Origin of the sequence: Pseudomonas hamedanensis (genome assembly GCF_014268595.2) — a bacterium.
Taxonomy (GTDB): domain Bacteria; phylum Pseudomonadota; class Gammaproteobacteria; order Pseudomonadales; family Pseudomonadaceae; genus Aquipseudomonas; species Aquipseudomonas hamedanensis.
Window position 1 is genome coordinate 1744150 of sequence record NZ_CP077091.1, and the last position, 18334, is coordinate 1762483.

The following is an 18334-nucleotide window of genomic DNA, read 5'->3' on the forward strand; positions in this document are numbered from 1 at the left end:
GCAAATCCATCTTGACTGGCACACCGCTTTCGCGAGCAAGCTCGCTCCCACAGGGATTGGCGCTAGGCACTCGATTTGCGGACCCCACAAAACAGTGTGGGAGCGGGCTTGCTCGCGAAGGCGTCAGGTCAGGCACATCCACCTTGGCTGGCACACCACTTTCGCGAGCAAGCCCGCTCCCACAGGGATTGGCGTTGGACACTCATTTTTCAGACCGCCACAAAACAGTGTGGGAGCGGGCTTGCCCGCGAAGGCGTCAGGTCAGGCACATCCACCTTGGCTGGCACAGCGCTTTCGCGAGCAAGCCCGCTCCCACAGGGACTGGCGTTGGACACTCATTTTTCAGACCGCCACAAAACAGTGTGGGAGCGAGCTTGCTCGCGAAGGCGTCAGGTCAGGCAAATCCATCTTGACTGGCACACCGCTTTCGCGAGCAGGCTCACTCCTACAGGGGATCGATGTAGGGACTTAGATCGTCGGGATATCCAGCGGCGCGGCCATGAACTGGCTGATCCGCGAGCGTAGCCATTTTTCCGCCGGGTCGTTGTCGTGCACCCCGCTCCAGGCCATCGACAATTGCGCGGCATCGATCGGGAACGGTGGGTCTTCGGCGCGCAAGGCGCAGCCTTCAACCAGGGCACAAGCGGCGTAATCCGGCACGGTGGCAATCATTTCGGTGCCAGCGAGCAAGGCGCGCAAGCCGCTGAACTGCGGTACGCCCAGCACGACGCGGCGGCAGCGGCCGATCTTCGCCAGGTCCATGTCGATATTGCCGCTCAGGTCGCCTGAGAACGACACCATCGCATGCGGACGCTCGCAGTATTCGTCCAGCGTCAGCGGCCCCGGACAGTCGTCGCCGCGCAATACCTTGCAGGGAATATCGCGCAGCTTTTTGCGCTTGGCATTGGCCGGCAGATCCGTGGTGTAGCTGACGCCCACGGAGATTTCCCCCGAGGCCAACAGCGCCGGCATCAACAGATAGTTGGCGCGGCGCACCACCACGACAATTCCCGGCGCCTCCTGCTGAAGCTGACGCAACAACGGCGGAAACAGACCGAACTCGGCGTCATCCGACAAACCGATGCGGAACACGTCGCAACTGCTCGCCGGTTCGAATTCCTTGGCCCGGCTGACCGCACCGGAAATCACGTCCATCGCCGGTTGCAGCTCCTTGAGAATCGCCAGCGCCCGCGCAGTTGGCTCCATGCCGCGACCGTTGCGCAGCAGCAACGGATCATCGAACAGATCGCGTAACCGCCCCAGCGCCGCACTGACCGCAGGCTGGCCCATGAACAGTTTTTCAGCAACGCGGGTCAGGTTCTTTTCGAACATCAGCGCTTCGAAAATCACCAACAGGTTCATGTCGACGCGGCGCAGATCGTTACGGTTCATGGGCGTGGTTTCCTTGTCGGTGTCAGCGGTTTCAGGCAGGCGGGACGCTGTGCACTTTACTCGATCAACGGCACCTTGGCCGCGCGTTTGTAAGGGCCATATTCCACCGGCACCCATTGGAAGTGCTTGCCTTCGGCGGCGATGTGACCGATCCCCGGAAACGGCAAGTGCGCCGCCGTCACCCACGTCTTGCTCGCCGCGGCCGCGCTGAACACGGCCTGACGACTGTTGATCGCCTGCTGACTGTTGACGTCAAAACCGATCGACACCTCCGGATGGAGGAACTGCACGGCGAGGTTGTGCACCAGATCGCCCATGAACACGATGCTCTGCTGCTGCGAGGTAAAACGATAGGTCGTGCTGCCCGGCGTGTGTCCGGCCTCAAGCGTCGCCTCGACCAGCCCCGGTAGCGGCGACTGCCCCGCAGCGAACGTCTTGAAGCGCCCGGCGGCAACGTAGGGTGCCGTGGAGTCCTGGGCAATCTGGAAGAACGCTTTGGCACCCGCCGACGCCTTGGCCAACGCCGCCGCATCGAGCCAGTAATCGGCCTCGGCCTGGGCGGCGTACACCGTGGCGTTGGCAAACAGCGGCTGCTTTTTCGCATCGACCAGGCCGCAAACGTGATCGAGGTGCAGGTGCGTCAGCAGAATCGTGTCGACCTGCTCAGGCTTGTAACCGGCGGCCTGCATGTTGGCCGAAAGCTGCCCCGCCGTGGCGCCAATGCACTGCCCCGCACCGGTATCGACCAGAATCAGTTGCTTGCCGGTGTTGACCAGAAAGGCGTTGAACGCCGTTTGCACGCCCGACGTTTCAATCGAACGGCGCGCCAGCAGCGCGCGAATCTGGCTCTGGCTCATGCCCTGCAAGAGCTTTGGCGACAAGTCGTTATAGCCATCGAACAACGCGGTGACTTCGTAATCGCCCACGGCCAGGCGGAAATAGCCCGGCGCCTGGGTGCCGACCTGCGGCGCCTGTGCCATGGCGCTGGATGTAGCCAGAACGACCGCCAGGGCCGCCGCTGCGTTAAACATGCCTTTCATTGGATCTCCCCTTGATCTGGCCGACAGCGGCCACCCTTGCTGTGATCGTGCCGCAACTCGGCGGGCGCAGACTTGCAGGGATGTGCTGAGTTCAGGCCTCGGCGATGGAATTAACAACGATTAACTCGTCAGCCTTACGCCCTCACCCAACAATGAAGCCCTCTGCGCAGCGTTGCTTTTTTGACCTGAGGGAATGCGCCGACCGTGCTTTCCCCACCGACACGGACCTTGGCCATGGCTTATTTGCAGCAAACCGTCGCCCTCGCCCCTGCCTGCGAACCGCATAAAAGTGCGAGTGGCGGACTCAGTCCGCAGCGCGAACGCCACGTCAAACAACTGATCCTCGATCGCCTGGGCGAGAGCCTGGAAGTGGCGGAGCTGGCCCGCGCCTGCTCACTGTCACGCAGCCATTTCTCCCGCGCGTTCAAGTGCAGCACCGGCCTCTCGCCACAGGACTGGATTCGCACCCAGCGCCTGGCGCGGGCCAAGCTGTTGATCCAGCACACCGACCTGAGCCTGACCCAGATCAGCCTGGAGTGCGGCTTCTGCGATCAGGCGCATTTCTGCCATATGTTCACCCGTAGCGAAGGCATCAATCCGTTTGCCTGGCGCTGTCGGGTCATGGGCAAGCTGAAAAGCAACGCTGCGCAGCCTGCGGTGTTTTGACTGCTGCCGTTACGCCACCCGTTGCACTGATGCTCAAACCTGAGGATTATGCCCGGACACCCCGGATCAGACGGCCTGCGCTTGCGCCAGGCACTGGTTCGACCTGTCCGTCGCATCACCGCAGGAGCGCGCTGTTGAGTTTTCCCCCGAATCAGGCCATCGCTTTTGGCCCCTATCGGATACATCCCGGGCAACGATTGCTACTGGAAGGCCAACAGCCTTTGCGCCTGGGACGGCGGGCGATGGACATCCTCCTGATTTTGCTGGCGCATGCCGGCGAAGTGGTCAGCAAACAGCAATTGATGGCCGGGGTCTGGCCCGACAGTGTGGTCGAAGACATCAACCTGCGCGTGCACATGGCGGCGCTGCGCAAGGCCCTCGGCGACGGGCAGAACGGGCAGCGCTACATCGTCACCGTGGCGCAGCGCGGCTACAGCTTTGTCGCCCCGATTGTGCTCGACAACATCGAGCAAAAGCCTGCGGTTGCCGTCGCCAGACACAACCTGCCGCTGCGGCGTACGCGGATGATCGGCCGCCAAGCCGTGGTCGATCACTTGATTGCGCAGTTGCCGCGCCAACGCTGCATCACCCTGGTCGGCCCCGGCGGGATCGGCAAAACCACGGTGGCCCTGCGTGTGGCGGAACAATTGCTCGGGCATTATCGCGACGGCATCCGCCTGGTGGATTTGGCACCCATCGCCGATCCCGGGCTGATCGGCTCGCATCTGGCGACGCTGCTCGATCTGTCCGCACCGGACGGCGATGCGCAAGCTTGTCTGGTCGATGGCCTGCGGGAACGGCAAATGTTGCTGGTAATCGACAACTGCGAGCACCTGATCGATGCGGTCGCGTCGCTCAGCGAGGAGATTCTGCGCGGCGCGCCCAAGGTGCATATCCTCGCGACCAGCCGCGAGAGTCTGCGCGCTGAGGGCGAGTTCGTGCAGCGCCTGGAATCGCTCGATTGCCCATCCTTGTTGACCCCGATGGATCCGGCCCGGGCGCTGGGTTTTGCTGCGCTGCAATTGTTTGCCGAGCGAGCGACGGCAGCCCGGGAAAGCTTTCAACTGAGCCACGCCGAACTGCCGCAAGCGATCGAGATCTGCCAGCGCCTGGACGGTATACCGCTGGCCCTGGAACTTGCCGCCGCGCAGGTCAGCGAACTGGGCATGGACGGCCTGCTCAAGCAGTTGCGCGAAGGTTTGCCGCCGCTGTCGGCCGGACAACACAGTAGCGCCGAACGCCATTTGACCTTGCGCGCCACGATGGACTGGAGTTTCAACCTGCTCAACCCCTGCGAGCAAACCTGTTTGCGCCGACTGGGAATTTTCCGCGGCAGCTTCACCCTCGCCTCTGCAGCCGCGGTGGTGATTGGCCAACAGATCGATCCTGGCGCCGTGTTCACCGCTGTCACGCAGCTGGTGGCCAAATCTCTGCTTAGCGTAGAAGTGGGCGACGAAGATGTTTTCTATCGTTTGCTCGACACCACCCGACATTACGCCCTGGAAAAACTCGAACAGGCCGACGAGCTCAGCGCAACCCGCCAGCGCCACGCCGAACGCTGCCTGACCTTGATGCAGCAGGCACAAGCGGATTGGGACAACACCCCGACCGTGTTGTGGATGGAGCGCTATGCCCGGGGCCTGGAGGATTTACGCGCGGCGCTGGACTGGAGCCTCAACGGACCGGGGCCGGATGAGCTGGGTATTCAACTGGCAGCCGCTTCGGCACCGTTGTGGCAGGAGTTGTCATTGCTGCGCGATTACAGCCGTTATGTCCGCCGGGCGCTGAGTCTGCTCGAGGAAACAGCAGAGCCCTGCCCTCGCCTGCAAATCGCGTTGAAACTGGCGCTCGGCAGCGCCAGCTACCACACCTGGGGCGGTACGCCACAAACCATCGAGGCCTTCGTCGACGCCTGCCAGTTGGCCGAGACACACGGCGATCTCGCTGGGCAGCTGCGTGCAGTGTCAGGGCACATGGCGGTCAATCTGAGTTGCGGGCACTACCGCGCGGCATTGGCGCAAAGCGAGCAATTCGACCGCATTGGCGTGCACGGCGAACCGCTGCTATCACTGAGCACACATCGCTTGCGCGTGCTGGCCCTGCATTATGCCGGCGACCAGCCCCAGGCTCGTGTGCATGCCGAGCAAGTGCTGCAGCGCATGGCGCACAGCGGCCACCTCAATCGCTTCACCCATGGCTTTGGCGTGCAGTACGACCAGAGCGTCGCCTCGTTGACGGTGCTCGCGCGGGTGTTGTGGCTGCAAGGTTTGCCCGAGCAAGCGTGGCGCACCGCACGGCAGGCGCTGGACATTGCCGTGCAAATCAACCATGGCACCTCGATTTGCTACACCCTGGCGCTGGCCAGCTGTCTGATTGCGCATTACAACGGTGACCGGCAGAACGCCCAGGCCCTGTTGCAGTTGTTGCTGGAACAGTCGCAGAAGCATTCGGTGCTGTTGTTCAACACCTGGGGCCGGCACTATGCGCAGGTAATCGACCCCGATAACACTAAGCCTGTGTCAGCGCAAAGCAGCGGTTTGATCCGGGAAGTCATGGTTACGCTGGATGAGCGTTTTGTCGATGACGCACTGGTGGAACGGGCGCGCAACGGCGATGCGGGATGGAGCTCGGCAGAGATATTGCGGGCTCGGGCGGTTGCATTATTGAAGGGTTTCGAAAGGCCCCTTTGCGAGCAGGCTCGCTCCCACAAGGGTCTTATGTCGGGCGCAGATTCCGTCTGTGTGAGCGAGCCTGCTCGCGAAGAGTCCCTGACAGACACCGCCCAAACCCGCGAAGCCGAACAAACCCTGCAACACGCCCTGAGCATTGCCAGAATCCAGGGAGCACTGGCTTGGGAGTTACGCAGTGCCGCAGACCTCGCTCACTTATGGCGACGCCAGTCCCGCCATCGCGAAGCACTCGACTTATTGACCCCGATTTATCAGCGCTTCACCGAAGGCTATGCCACTCCCGACTTACGCAAGGTGCGCCTGCTACTCGACAGCCTCCACGACGAGCGCCCGGCCTGAAGCGCTGCGCGTACGGCTGAGATAGCGCGCATGGCGCTGCTCCAGATCGAGCTTCTCGTCGCTGCACTCAAACTGATCACGAGCGTAGCGGCGCACGGTATTGAGCATCCAATAGCGCACCGTTGCACGGATGGGTTGCTGAATAAGCAACGATTTGCGCGCCAGGCCTTCGATTATCGCGGTCAGCCTGGAGCCGGCCAGGTCCGCGCAACTGATCACACTCAGTGCGGCCTCCAACGTAAACCCCGTGTTGAACACTGAGAGACGCAGCAGCACACGCTGTTCCATTGCGGTCAGATACCGATAGCTCCAATCGATGGCAGCAGCCATCGATTGATGGCGCGGCACCGCGGTGCGCCGGCCTTGGCCAAGCAACTGCAGACCGTTTTCAACCTGTGCCTGTAACCCAATCAAGCCCAGCGCATCGATCTGCGACGCCGCAAGTTCGATCGCCAGCGGCAGGCCGTCCAGTTGACGGCAGATCTCGCGTACGCCGGGCAAATCCTGTTTACGCAAACTGAAGCCATGTTGCCGCGCCCGCGCACGGCTGACGAACAACTGCACCGCCGGATAGCCCATGGCTTCTTCAACGGTTTCCAGTGTCGAGCGCTTGGGAATCGCCAGCAGCGGCACGCAATGTACAGTCTCTGATTGAACGCCCAAGGCTTCCCGGCTGGTGATCAGGATGGCCAGACGAGGCGCAGCTTGCAGGAGGGTTTCGACCAGCGCCGCACAGGCACCGCGAACGTGGTCGCAGTTATCCAGCACCAGCAAGGCGTGGCGACCGTTCAGAGTGCAAAGGTCAGTCGCGAGACTGTGCAGCAGGTGGTCGAGCAGCGGCGCGCTCTCCTCGAGGTCGGCAAGGTCGACCCACCACACGCCATCGCGAAAGTACTGCAGCAGCAATTCCGCTACGCGCAATGCCACGGCAGTTTTTCCGACACCCGGCGCACCGGTAATCGTCATCAACCGGCACACAGGCATCTGACGAACCAGACTACCGATCAGTGCGTCGCGCCCGGTGACTGGCGTCAGTCGTGCCGGCAGATTGTGTTGATGAGTTGGCACGGCGACAGGTGTAAGCGGCGCTTCAGCTTCGTCCGACGTCACCGGGGCGATAAAGCTGTAACCGCGTTGCGGGACGTTGGCGATGTAGCGCTGCCCGTTGCCGCCGTCACCCAGTGCGCGCCGTAGCGCTGCGATGTGCACCCGCAGGTTGATCTCTTCGACCACGGAGGTTGGCCACACCCGCGCGATCAGTTGCTCTTTGCTGACCACCTGCCCGGCACGCTCGACCAGCACCTGCAAAATATCCAGCGCACGCCCGCCCATGCGCAACGGCCGGTCGCCCTGAAGAATCAGGCGCTGGCGCACATGAAAGGCATACGGGCCAAAACGCAGCACCGGCGCCGGGTTCAAATCGTTGTGAGTATTCATGGCAGTCATCTTGGCATGCTCCGATGACGCTACAACCACCACGCCGGGCGCAGCACGGACATCCCACTGCGCCAGACGGACACAACCGCTCTAGCTGAACTGTTCCCGGTACTGTGCCGGGGTCAGACCCAGCTTTTCGGCAAACAGTGAGCGCATGTGTCGAACACTGCCGAAACCACTTTTATAGGCCACGGTTTTCAGCGGCAGGTCACTCGTTTCCAGCAGGTTGCGCGCGCAGTCGACCCGGGCGTTCTGCAGAAACGCCATCGGTGTCATGTTGATGTCGCGGATAAACAGGCGGGCAAAGTGCCGTGCGCTCATGTTCGCCAGCCCTGCCATGCGCTCGACCGTGAAGGCTTCGTCCAGATGCTCCAAGACGTAGTTCTGCACTCGCGTGATCGCGGTTTCCTGCGGTGAAACGGCGGCCATCAAGGGGCTGAACTGTGCCTGCCCGCCTTGGCGTTTCATCACCACCAACAAGACTTTGGCCACGTCCTGGGCGATTTTCTTGCCATGATCGCGGGCGACCACGGCCAGCGCCAGATCAATCCCGGCAGTGACGCCGCCCGAGGTAATCAGGTTGCGGTCCTCGACGTAGATCTGATCGGTGGCCACCGTGGCTTGCGGAAAAGCCTTGATCAATCGCTCAGTGTAATTCCAGTGGGTAGTCACCCGATAACCGTCAATCAATCCGGCATGACCGAGGATAAAGGCACCGGTACAGATTGAACCAAACCGTTCGGCGCGCGGCACGGCGCCTTTCAGCCAGGCGAACAACGGCGGAAATCTTTGGTTGTAGGCACCGGGCCCGCCCGGAACGAGCAGCAGGTCATAACGTGCCGCGGCGTCGTCGATGTGCAGGTCGGCTTGCACCTGCACCCCGTTGGACGCTCGTAACGGCCCGCGCTCGGTGCCAAGGGTGGTCAGTTGATAATGCCATTCTGGCTTGAGGTAACGATTGGCAACCGAAAACACTTCCAGCGGCCCGGCCATGTCGAGCATGAGGAAATCAGGGAACAGCACCATTGCCACAGTTTTCATGGGAGGCATCACATTCGAAGGTCAATAAGCAGGCTGCAAACGCGCCATTATGGCCAACAGTGGCGTGATCAGCGCAAAAAAATGCGTGAACCATAGCGCAAAACTGTCAACCTGATCAGGACAGTCTTTCAATTTTCACCTACTTATTGCGCATTTCGATAAACAGTAACCTTCTCCTCACTCGGACGAATTCACGTCCCGCCAGGAGATTTCATCATGCTGACTCTTCGCAAAGCCTCCGACCGTGGTCTCGCCAATCATGGCTGGTTGAAATCGTTTCATACCTTTTCCTTCGCCAGTTATCGCAACCCGCGTGAGCAGGGTTTCTCCGACCTGCTGGTGATCAATGATGACCGCGTCGCCGCCGGCAAAGGTTTTGGGCAACACCCGCACCGGGACATGGAAATTTTTTCCTACGTGCTGGAAGGTGCGCTGGAACACAAGGACACCCTCGGCACCGGCTCGGTGATCCGCCCCGGCGATGTGCAATTGATGAGCGCCGGCAGCGGCGTGGCGCACAGCGAGTTCAACCACTCGGCCACCAAGCCGGTGCACTTTCTGCAAATCTGGATCGTACCGGACGTCAGTGGCGCCAAACCGCGCTACCAGCAGGAGCATTTCAGCGCGCAGAAAAAACGCGGTCGCCTGCAGTTGACCATTTCACCGGACGGCAGCCAAGGTTCCTTGAAAGTTCGTCAGGATGCGCGGGTCTATGCCGGGTTATTCGACGGCAAGGAAAGTACCACGCTGGAGCTGCCAGCCAACCGTTACGCCTACGTCCATGTGGCGCGCGGGAGCGTAGAGTTGAATGGCCAGTTATTGCAGGAAGGCGACGGTGTGCGGGTTCGTCAGGAACAATTGCTCACTTTGAGCAACGGTGTCGATGCCGAAGTGCTGGTGTTTGACCTGCGCCCTCAGGAGTTGCCGGAAATGCCATGAGGCAACGCTCTGTCGCCAGTAAAAACGGCTTTCCTTTGAAGGCCGTTTTTTATTGCGGTTGCACCGCCGACGGCCGCTCGACTGGTTTGGGTGTCGCGACCTCTTTGCCAATCTGAATCGCTGCCAGCGTTGTCTGTATGGTCGTCAAAACGGCCGCCTGGTTAGCGAAATGCGCGCCAACCAGCAAGGAGGCCACGCCGAGAAAGTGAACGGTGGTGGCTGCCCAATAGTTCGCCTTTACGGTCGATGCCTGCCGGATCGCTGCGCGCGATTCATCGGTACTTTTCTGAACATCCATCCATATCAAGTCGTAGCGCTTGTCTCGTTCCTCCTGGGTTTTATCCCGCTCCGCCTGAGCAGCCAGGAATCCGCGAATATCGGCGCGCATTTCTGCCACACGACCATCCATCCTCGTCTCGATGGTTTCTATCTTCGCATCGAATTCTTCACGACTTATAGCGCCCATGGTTTGCTTATCCCGACCTGTGCCCGACATGCCCCTGACTGCATATTGATTGACTTCCCTGATTTCCAATTCGACACCTTTCGCGGCTACCGAGACCTTCCTGGCTCATCATTTCAGTGCGGGTTCGAGGCCCTCACCGAACTGCAGTCACAATAGAATCCAACGTCACGGCCGACAAGCCGGCACATTCTGCCTCGTACGTAGGCCGTTTCGTCAGACGTTGTAGCCCCGAAAAAACGCTGAATCGACTATTGGTTTTCCAGCGCAAACGCCTCGACGATCTGTTCGATCACCGCGCGAACCCGTGCCGTATGGCGCAAATCCGCATGGGTGACCAGCCACACTTCATACGGCAACGGCCGGGTACGCTCCGGCCAGAGCCTGACCAGCCCGTCGCGCTCGCCCATGTACAGCGGAATTTCACCGATCCCCAAACCGGCTGCAATCGAGCGGCGAACCAGCAGACTGGAACTGAGGCTGGCGACGATACGCCCACGGTTAAAGGGTTCGGACACCAGCGTGAAGTCTTTTTTGCTCTGCAGATACGGTTGATAGACCACCAGATCATGGCCCTCGAACGCCGTGCCCGGTTGCGGTTCGCCGTGGCGGTCGACATAGGCCTGCGCAGCGAAAAGTCCTACAGGCCAACGCGCAATCCGTCGGGCGATAAGATCCGGGTTATCCGGTCGCGTGTTGCGCACGGCAATGTCCGCTTCGCGCTTGGCCAGGCTGAGAATCTGCGTGGAGGCATCCAGCTGCACCTGCACATTTGGGTGCAGCTCGTGCAGACGGGCGATCGCCGGAATCAGGAAGTCAATCGCCAGCGAGTCGGTGCTACTCACCCGCACGTTACCGGTCAGGCGGTCGTCCAGGCCGTGGATCTGGCGTTCCAGTTCAAGCGCCGAATGCTCCATTTTCTGCACGCTTTTGAGCGCCGCCTCACCCAGGGCGGTCAATGCGTAGCCGTCCGATGTGTGCAGAAACAACGTCGCGCTCAGGGACTTCTCCAGCGCGGTGATACGCCGGCCCACCGTCGCCTGATCCACGCCCAGAACCCGCGCCGCTCCGCGCAACGTCGACTCTCGGCAAACCGCGAGAAATACCCGCGCGTCATCCCAATTCATAGCGCCTCCAGACGATGCAATTTTGCATCGGTGCGCCGCTTAATCGCTGCGCAATCGCAGCAACGATAGCCGATATGCTGGACGCCATAAACCTTCCACGAGATCGCTAGCATGCGTACATCATCAACCCCCGGCATCTGGTTGCCGATCTTTGCCGGACTTTGTGCCAGCCTCGTCAGTATCGGTCTGGCGCGCTTCGCCTATACGCCCTTGATTCCTGCGCTGATTCAAGCGCAGTGGTTTTCTGCCGGCGACGTCGTGTATCTCGGTGCGGCGAATCTGGTCGGCTATCTGATTGGCGCCCTGCTCGGCCGACCGCTGGCCCAGCGCTGGGGTAACCGCACTGCCCTGCGCCTGATGATGCTGGCCGTTACGGCGGCGTTTCTCGCCTGTGCCTGGCCGTTGTCGGTGAGCTGGTTTTTCGGCTGGCGCTTGCTCTCGGGCATCGCTGGCGGCGCAATCATGGTGCTGGTTGCCGCGACCGTGCTGCCCCATGTGCCGGCGTCACGCAAAGGTCTGGCCAGTGGTGCAATATTTCTCGGCATCGGCCTGGGTATTGCCGGTTCGGGAACCATCGTGCCGCCGCTGCTGAGCCTGGGTTTGCAGGCGACCTGGCTGGGCCTGAGTGCTTTGGCGCTGCTACTGACTGCATTGAGCTGGTTCGGATGGCCTGCCGATAGCGCGACCCCGATGGCTGCGAACGCCGACTCGACCGCTGAGCCGACACCGCCAGGGGTTTATCTGCTGTTTGCCCAATACGCGTTCATGGCCGCCGGTCTGGTGCCCGCCATGGTGTTCCTCGTCGATTACGTCGCCCGCGGGTTGGGTGCGGGTGCTCATGTAGGCGCCATGGTCTGGGTGATGTACGGTCTGGGCGCCATCGTCGGGCCGGTGAGTTACGGATTTCTCGCCGATCAGCTTGGCGCACGCATCGGTATCCGCGTGGTGCTGGTGGTGCAGGCGATTACCCTCGGTCTGTTGTCGATCGCCGATTCCTTTCTGGCGCTGGCGTTGCTCGCCGTAATCCTCGGTTCGTTCCCGCCGGGAATCGTGCCGCTGGCCCTGGCCCGGGTGCACGAACTGGTGCCGACCCACCACCGCCAGCAGATTGCCTGGAGTCGCGCCACGGTATCGTTCGCGACATTCCAGGCGCTCGCCGGGTTCGCCTATTCGGCGCTGTTCAATGCCACCGGCGGCCATCACGCATTGCTGTTCGTGATCGCCGGCGGCGCCATCGTCGTCGCCCTGCTGCTGGAGCAAGCCCTGCGCTGGCTGCCCTCTTCCATCGAAACGCGCTGCGGTGCGAACTGAACGGAATCATTGCGTGTTGCTTGCGCTCCCATCTACACGACCTTAATCAGAGGAATCGACATGTCCCTGCCCAATGAAATGACCCGTATCGAAATCACCCAACCCGGCGGTCCCGAAGTTCTGCAAGCCAGGCGCGTGGCGCTGCCTGTCGCTGCTCAAGGGCAGGTGCTGATTCGCGTACACGCCGCCGGCATCAACCGTCCGGATGCCTTGCAGCGCGCCGGCCTATACCCGATGAAGCCTGGCATGGACCCGATTCCGGGCCTGGAGGTGGCTGGCGAGGTGGTTGCGCTGGGTGCCGATGTCAGTGGTTTCGCCGTCGGTGACCGGGTTTGCGCACTGACCAATGGCGGCGGTTATGCCGAATATTGCGCAGTGCCGGCGGGCCAGACCTTAGCGATCCCCGATGGGATGGACTGGGTACAGGCGGCGGCCATTCCGGAAACCTTCTTTACCGTCTGGGCCAATCTGTTCGGCCTCGGCGGTGCCAGCCGTGGCCAGCGCGCGCTGATTCATGGCGGCACCAGCGGCATCGGCACGACCGCACTGATGCTCTGCCGCGAATTCGGCATTGAGGCCTTCGCCACTGCCGGCAGCCCTGACAAATGTGCAGCGATCAGCCAGCTCGGAGGGCAGCCGATCAATTATCGCGAGGAGGATTTTGCCGCCGTGATTGCCGCAAAAACGGCGGATCAAGGTGTGAACGTGATTCTCGACATCATGGGTGGCTCCTACCTCAACGGCAACGTCAGCGCGCTGGCGATGGACGGACGCCTGGTGATGCTCGGGTTCCTCGGCGGCGCTCGGGCCAAGGACATTGATTTGCTGGCGATCCTTGGCAAACGCGCCGTGGTCACCGGTTCGCTGCTGCGCGCCCGCACCGCAGCGGAAAAAGCCGCGATCGCCGATCAACTGCGCGAGCAGGTCTGGCCGGTGCTGGCCGCCGGGCGCTGCCTGCCGATCATCGATAAGGTTTACCCTCTCGTTGACGCGGCTCAAGCCCATGCACGCATGGAGGCCGGCGACCATATCGGCAAGATCGTGCTGCAAGTGGCGTGATTGATTGCAGCATCTTGTAATCGTTGCGTGTGTACGGTGGTCGAAAATAATCACGCGCAGACCAAGGCATCTGGTAAAAAGCGTTCTTTGTCTGCGCCGTGGTGAAACGTTTAATGTTCCTGTCCTTCATGACTCATTTGAAACGTCGCCGCCTGGCGTTCGCCTTCATGGCCGCGCTGGTGATTGGCGTGCCGACGAGTTGTGCCGTGCTGGAACATACCGAACGCAAGCTGCTGTTTCGCATTGAGCCCGGTACCGCCGGCTGGTATCGCGGCTTGCCCGGCAGCGTTCAGGAACTCGATCTGCAACCCAAGAGTTTCAAGGCCGGCCAGAACATTCATGCCTGGTGGTGGCCGGCAGAACGCGCGAACGCCCCGGCGATCCTCTATCTGCACGGCGTACGCTGGAACCTCACCGGGCAATTGTTCCGTATCGAACAACTGCGTGCAGCGGGCTATTCGGTACTGGCCATCGACTATCGCGGCTTCGGCCAGAGCAAAGGCGATCTGCCGTCGGAAAGCAGCGTCTACGAAGATGCTCGCGTGGCCTGGGAACGCTTCAAACTGCTGCAGCCGGACCCGAACAAACGCCTGATTTACGGCCATTCCCTGGGCGGCGCGGTGGCGATCGATCTGGCGGCAGAGTTGGGGCAGAACGCCGTCCGCAGCCATACGCCTTTGCCGGTGCGCGGACTGGTCATCGAGTCGACCTTCACTTCCCTGGCCGATGTCGCCGCCGCCGTCGCCAACACCTCACTTCCCGTGCGCTGGCTGCTGTCGCAGAAATTCGACTCCATCGACAAGATCGCCGACATTCATATGCCATTGCTGGTGGTGCATGGCATGGCCGATGCGTTTGTGCCTTCGCGCTTCAGCGAACAATTGTTCAACGCCGCGCAACACCCCAAACGCCTGTTGTTGGTGCCGGGCGCCACGCACAACAACAGCATGGCGCTCGGCGGGCAGAATTACCGCAAGGCGCTTGATGCGCTGATGCAAAGCCAGCCGACGCCTCGCATCGCAGGGCCTGCGAAGCTGAAAAGCTCAAACGAGTCGTGACCGGGCATCGGCGTACTGCCACCCCGCTTCTTCACGAAAGGGCTGAGTGTGCCAACCCGCGTTAACGCTGGGCCAACTCATGGCGTACGCATTGCTCGTAATAGGTCTGCTTCACCGCTGCCGGTTTGAGTTTCGAGCTGCTGTTGTACGTCTGTTCAGTGATGCCCATCGCCGTCATGCGCATCCAGGGTTGCTGAAACTTGCGCACCTGCAACTGCTTGCGCGCACCGTACAGCGAGACTCCGGACAGCTTCGATCGCTGCGCACCGGCGGCGATATCCGAACCCCATGTGCAGGCAAATCGATGACTCTTGCTCAATTCTCTCGCCTGCACTCCCGAGGCAAGAATAGCCAGGGAAAGCGTCGCAACGGTGATGACAATCGTCCGCATATAGCCAACCTAACCTTCTGAAAAAAGGCGATTTTGCCGAGGAAGCGAAACGGCGGGGGCCAGCAGTTTGCCTCCTGCTTGCGCAGCCGCGTCGACAACGTCGTTCTCTACATTGCGCTAGCGGTCATCTGGATCGTTTCGCCTGTCATGCTGAGCCAAAGCTTTCTTGCGGCGCCTGCCGCGCGCGTGGGCGGCACCCTGGTATTCAATAAATGAAAAAGGCCAATGTCATCGACATTGGCCTTTCTGTTTCAGCTTCGAAGGGGCTGGTTGGTCATTGCTTGTTGCACTGAGCGCCCAGTCCCATTCCCATGGAACCCAAAGCAACCATCGGGCCGCTCGGCAGTTCGCACGAGTATTCCCCACCTTCGGTTTGAGCCGTATAGAAAGTTGTATTGAAGTCATTGCGGATGTTTGAAACCTTGATCACTGGTTTGCCAATGGTGGCCTGCGCGCGATTCTTGAGATCACTCTCTCCCGGCTTGACGGTCTGGCATCCAGAGACCGTGAGCGCCAATGTTGCGAATAAAGCGAGAACCGGGATAGTCCTTGATGAGTTCATTACAGATCGACCCTTTTTGATTTCATACCGGAAAAATTTTGGCAATAAGCTGCCAGGCGAAAGGACTTTACGGGCGAGCCGGGACAGGGGCAATTAGGTCGGATGTACTAATGGCTGAGGGCTAGCGTCGATTTGGCACGCCTGTCCGCAGCAAGCCGCGCCAATCAACACTTGCCCGACCTCAATCACGACCGTAGAAAAAATGAATTAGCCGCCTGATCCCTCGGTCAAGAATTATGAACTCAGTAAATCTGACGAGGTGACAGCAATGATAATCCAGGCAGAGACACTCGTAGAACTGACTGAAGCGCTTCGAGAGAGAGGCATGAAGATGGTTTCGGACGTACATTTCACTCGCGCGCCTTACCGATCCAACCATCGCTGGATTTGCATCGTAGAGTGAACGTGCTCACTACCGGTAGCTGGGTCACGCCCCACCGCAGGCGCCGCTCACCCCTTTGAAGGCGCTTGGCTCAAGCTCGGTTTACGATTTCCGCTCGCCCCCTGCTTCGCCGCTATATGCACGAGTGTTTTCGTTTGCAACGCATTATGGCAAGTTGATCGGAGTTCCCTTGGAAGCCGAAAAATGGCACTATCGCGACCTTATGCCCCGCGCTTGCTGCCGGCAACAATTTTGAGCCAAGTCAATGACCAACCCCAATATAAAATATAGAAGTGATATAGACGGCCTTCGCGCCTTGGCTGTTATTTCTGTTGTGATTTTTCACGCGTTCCCGACTCTGGTTCCTGGGGGATTCGTAGGCGTAGATATATTCTTTGTAATATCCGGTTTTTTAATCGGCACCATATTACTCAAGAGCATTGACCGAGGCACTTTTAGCTTTTCGGATTTCTACGCCCGAAGGATACGCCGAATCTTCCCAGCCTTGACGCTGGTTCTAATATCTTGCTGGGTTATTGGAAAGCTCGTCCTGTTACCGGATGAGATGACCGAACTATCCAGGCACATCGCAGCGGGCGCAGGATTCGTAGCAAACTTCGCACTCTGGTACGAGAGCGGGTATTTCGATACTGCAGCAGAGCTGAAACCATTGCTACATCTATGGTCACTAGCAATCGAAGAGCAATTCTATCTGCTATTCCCGATCATACTCTGGGCGGCATGGAAGATAAAATTTACGGCGATCAGACTAATTGCAGCTATTGGATTAGTCTCACTGATTTTGAATCTATATTTCATAGGTATCGATCCAAATGCCACCTTCTACCTACTGCCAACCCGCGCGTGGGAGCTGCTGGCGGGCACATGGCTGGCATGGGCTTGTTTGCAGCCGTGGTGGGTATCAAAAGTCGAAGGACAGCATTACAGACTTAAGGAAGTGCTAAGCGCAACCGGCCTCGCACTCATCTTTTTCGCACTCTTCAGCTTTAAGTCTAGCGATCAGTTTCCAGGATGGCGCGCGATCCTTCCTGTGCTTGGTTCCGTTCTCCTGATAGCCGCAGGTCCTTCATCGATTATTAACCGAAGAATCTTTTCAACACGGGTAGCTGTAGCAATAGGTTTAATCAGCTTTCCGCTGTACCTCTGGCACTGGCCATTGCTTGCATTCGCCCGCATCGTCCAAAGCGAAGTACCTGACGTCGAGATAAGATCGGCAGCAGTCGTAGCATCACTATTTCTGGCCTGGATTACTTATTCATTCATTGAAAAGCCGCTTCGCGCAGGAATACTCAAGCAGCCACGTCAAACACCTGCCTTTGTTGGATTGATGCTGGTCATCGTACTTGGCGGATTCGCATCCTATAAATACCCAGCCGCTACCCCCCTGGAAACTAAAAACGAAGTAGCCCGAGCCATCGAAAAAAATACTGCGACTTCGCTGGCGAACTGCGCAGCCAGATTTCCAGACTGGTCCAATATGACTGACAACCCATGCCTTATCCAGGACGGCTTGATTACCAGCGCAGTCATAGGCGACTCACATGCGGCGCACCTGTTTGCTGGCCTAAGCACCTATTCCACGGCCGAGCGAGGCTTGGCTGTTTTTCCGGCAAGTTGTGCTGCGCCATTTTACGATACGTCTACTGCGCAAAAGGATAAAGCCGCGACGAAGGTTCGTGCGAATGCCTACCGCCTTATTAATGAAGCATATGATTACGCCTCAAAAGACAGCGCCGTAGTTAACGTACTTCTTGCTCATAATCCACGGTGCTCTTATGACGACGCCGTTGATATTCAGAACCCTAGCGAGAAAGATTTCAGAAAAGCCTTGGAATCAGGCATGAGAAGATCCTTCAAAATGCTGTCTGACGCGAAGAAAAATATTTTGGTGGTCCTGGATAACCCCAACCTTCCCTTCGACCCATCGGCCTGTATCGCAAGACCTTTTAGAATTACCGAAAAGAATAGTGGCTGCTCGTTCCCGAGATCGGTCTACGATGAGGACAGTGTAAATTCCGCCTACAACGAAATCGTTAAACGCGTGGCGAAAGATTTTATTAACGTACATATAATCGACTTATCATCGCAGCTCTGCGATTCCGACAGTTGCTACGCTGCAAAGGGTGGAAAAGTCTTATACAACGATACGAACCATCTATCCATGTATGGCTCACAATACGTTGCTCCCTTCATTCTAAAGTCTCTTATCCACGACAAAAATGAGCGTACTACGCAACTTTAGTCTTGATAACAGAGAATCTGCCCTTCCCATGCCACAGTCATCCTGCGGCACGGGATCGGCCCGATTTAAGGTCTCGGAGCCGTATTGGCGAGACTCGTTGCTCTGCCACCCCTTCGACTCGAGACGGGCGAGCTCCAGCCCCGCCGAACCATAGACAGAGACGTTTTCGGCAAC

15 protein-coding genes are annotated in these 18334 nt (G+C 59.4%); 7 read left to right on the plus strand and 8 right to left on the minus strand.

Translation table 11 applies throughout. From position 1 onward, the window contains the following. Window positions 1-468 precede the first annotated feature (468 nt). A complete protein-coding gene (locus HU739_RS07470; RefSeq protein WP_186552279.1) occupies window positions 469-1392 on the minus strand; it encodes a LysR family transcriptional regulator in 924 nt (307 codons plus the stop codon). Between the two features lie 56 nt (window positions 1393-1448). Continuing rightward, window positions 1449-2432: an MBL fold metallo-hydrolase gene (locus tag HU739_RS07475; protein ID WP_186552278.1), complete on the minus strand. Its 984-nt coding sequence runs from the start codon at window positions 2430-2432 to the stop codon at window positions 1449-1451. A gap of 234 nt (window positions 2433-2666) precedes the next feature. Between HU739_RS07475 and HU739_RS07480 the strand changes: the two genes are divergently transcribed. Together HU739_RS07480 and HU739_RS07485 are read left to right on the plus strand one after the other, a co-directional pair. Continuing rightward, window positions 2667-3098 carry a helix-turn-helix domain-containing protein gene (locus HU739_RS07480; protein WP_186552277.1) on the plus strand — a complete coding sequence of 144 codons (432 nt, stop codon included), beginning with the start codon at window positions 2667-2669 and terminating at the stop codon, window positions 3096-3098. A 134-nt stretch (window positions 3099-3232) separates the two neighbouring features. Beyond that, entirely contained in the window at window positions 3233-6127 is a 2895-nt protein-coding gene (locus HU739_RS07485) for an ATP-binding protein (protein ID WP_186552276.1), read from the plus strand. Here HU739_RS07485 and HU739_RS07490 read toward each other — a convergent pair. Both HU739_RS07490 and HU739_RS07495 read right to left on the minus strand, forming a co-directional pair. Then, complete coding sequence (locus HU739_RS07490) at window positions 6092-7564, minus strand: ATP-binding protein (protein ID WP_186552275.1); 1473 nt, start codon at window positions 7562-7564, stop codon at window positions 6092-6094. The two genes, HU739_RS07485 and HU739_RS07490, sit on opposite strands and share 36 nt — an antisense overlap. A 90-nt stretch (window positions 7565-7654) precedes the next feature. Next, the gene (locus HU739_RS07495) at window positions 7655-8605 is read right to left on the minus strand and encodes a GlxA family transcriptional regulator (protein ID WP_186552274.1); all 951 of its coding nucleotides are present in this window, start codon (window positions 8603-8605) and stop codon (window positions 7655-7657) included. A gap of 216 nt (window positions 8606-8821) precedes the next feature. Here HU739_RS07495 and HU739_RS07500 point away from each other — a divergent pair, with 216 nt between their 5' ends. Then, a complete protein-coding gene (locus HU739_RS07500) occupies window positions 8822-9544 on the plus strand; it encodes a pirin family protein (protein ID WP_186552273.1) in 723 nt (240 codons plus the stop codon). 49 nt (window positions 9545-9593) lie between these two features. Here the strand turns inward: HU739_RS07500 and HU739_RS07505 are convergent, their stop codons facing one another. Both HU739_RS07505 and HU739_RS07510 read right to left on the minus strand, forming a co-directional pair. Then, complete coding sequence (locus tag HU739_RS07505; RefSeq protein WP_225922815.1) at window positions 9594-10079, minus strand: hypothetical protein; 486 nt, start codon at window positions 10077-10079, stop codon at window positions 9594-9596. Window positions 10080-10258: 179 nt separating this feature from the next. Beyond that, window positions 10259-11134, minus strand: coding sequence for a LysR family transcriptional regulator (locus HU739_RS07510; protein ID WP_186552272.1), 876 nt, complete (start codon window positions 11132-11134; stop codon window positions 10259-10261). Window positions 11135-11245: 111 nt separating this feature from the next. On the opposite strand from HU739_RS07510, the gene HU739_RS07515 reads away from it, so the two are divergent. The 3 genes from HU739_RS07515 (at window position 11246) to HU739_RS07525 (ending at window position 14562) form a co-directional block, all read left to right on the plus strand. Further along, window positions 11246-12445 (plus strand): YbfB/YjiJ family MFS transporter, encoded by a 1200-nt coding sequence (locus tag HU739_RS07515; protein WP_186552271.1) that lies wholly within the window; start codon window positions 11246-11248, stop codon window positions 12443-12445. A 60-nt stretch (window positions 12446-12505) separates the two neighbouring features. Then, window positions 12506-13504 carry an NAD(P)H-quinone oxidoreductase gene (locus tag HU739_RS07520; protein ID WP_186552270.1) on the plus strand — a complete coding sequence of 333 codons (999 nt, stop codon included), beginning with the start codon at window positions 12506-12508 and terminating at the stop codon, window positions 13502-13504. A 113-nt stretch (window positions 13505-13617) separates the two neighbouring features. Then, complete coding sequence (locus HU739_RS07525; RefSeq protein WP_186552269.1) at window positions 13618-14562, plus strand: alpha/beta hydrolase; 945 nt, start codon at window positions 13618-13620, stop codon at window positions 14560-14562. A 61-nt stretch (window positions 14563-14623) separates the two neighbouring features. Here HU739_RS07525 and HU739_RS07530 read toward each other — a convergent pair whose 3' ends face one another. Continuing rightward, window positions 14624-14953 carry a hypothetical protein gene (locus HU739_RS07530; protein ID WP_186552268.1) on the minus strand — a complete coding sequence of 110 codons (330 nt, stop codon included), beginning with the start codon at window positions 14951-14953 and terminating at the stop codon, window positions 14624-14626. Between the two features lie 274 nt (window positions 14954-15227). Continuing rightward, complete coding sequence (locus HU739_RS07535) at window positions 15228-15515, minus strand: hypothetical protein (RefSeq protein WP_186552267.1); 288 nt, start codon at window positions 15513-15515, stop codon at window positions 15228-15230. Window positions 15516-16162: 647 nt separating this feature from the next. On the opposite strand from HU739_RS07535, the gene HU739_RS07540 reads away from it, so the two are divergent. Continuing rightward, on the plus strand, window positions 16163-18160 hold the full coding sequence (locus tag HU739_RS07540) for an acyltransferase family protein (protein WP_186552266.1): 1998 nt from the start codon (window positions 16163-16165) through the stop codon (window positions 18158-18160). Window positions 18161-18334 lie beyond the last annotated feature (174 nt).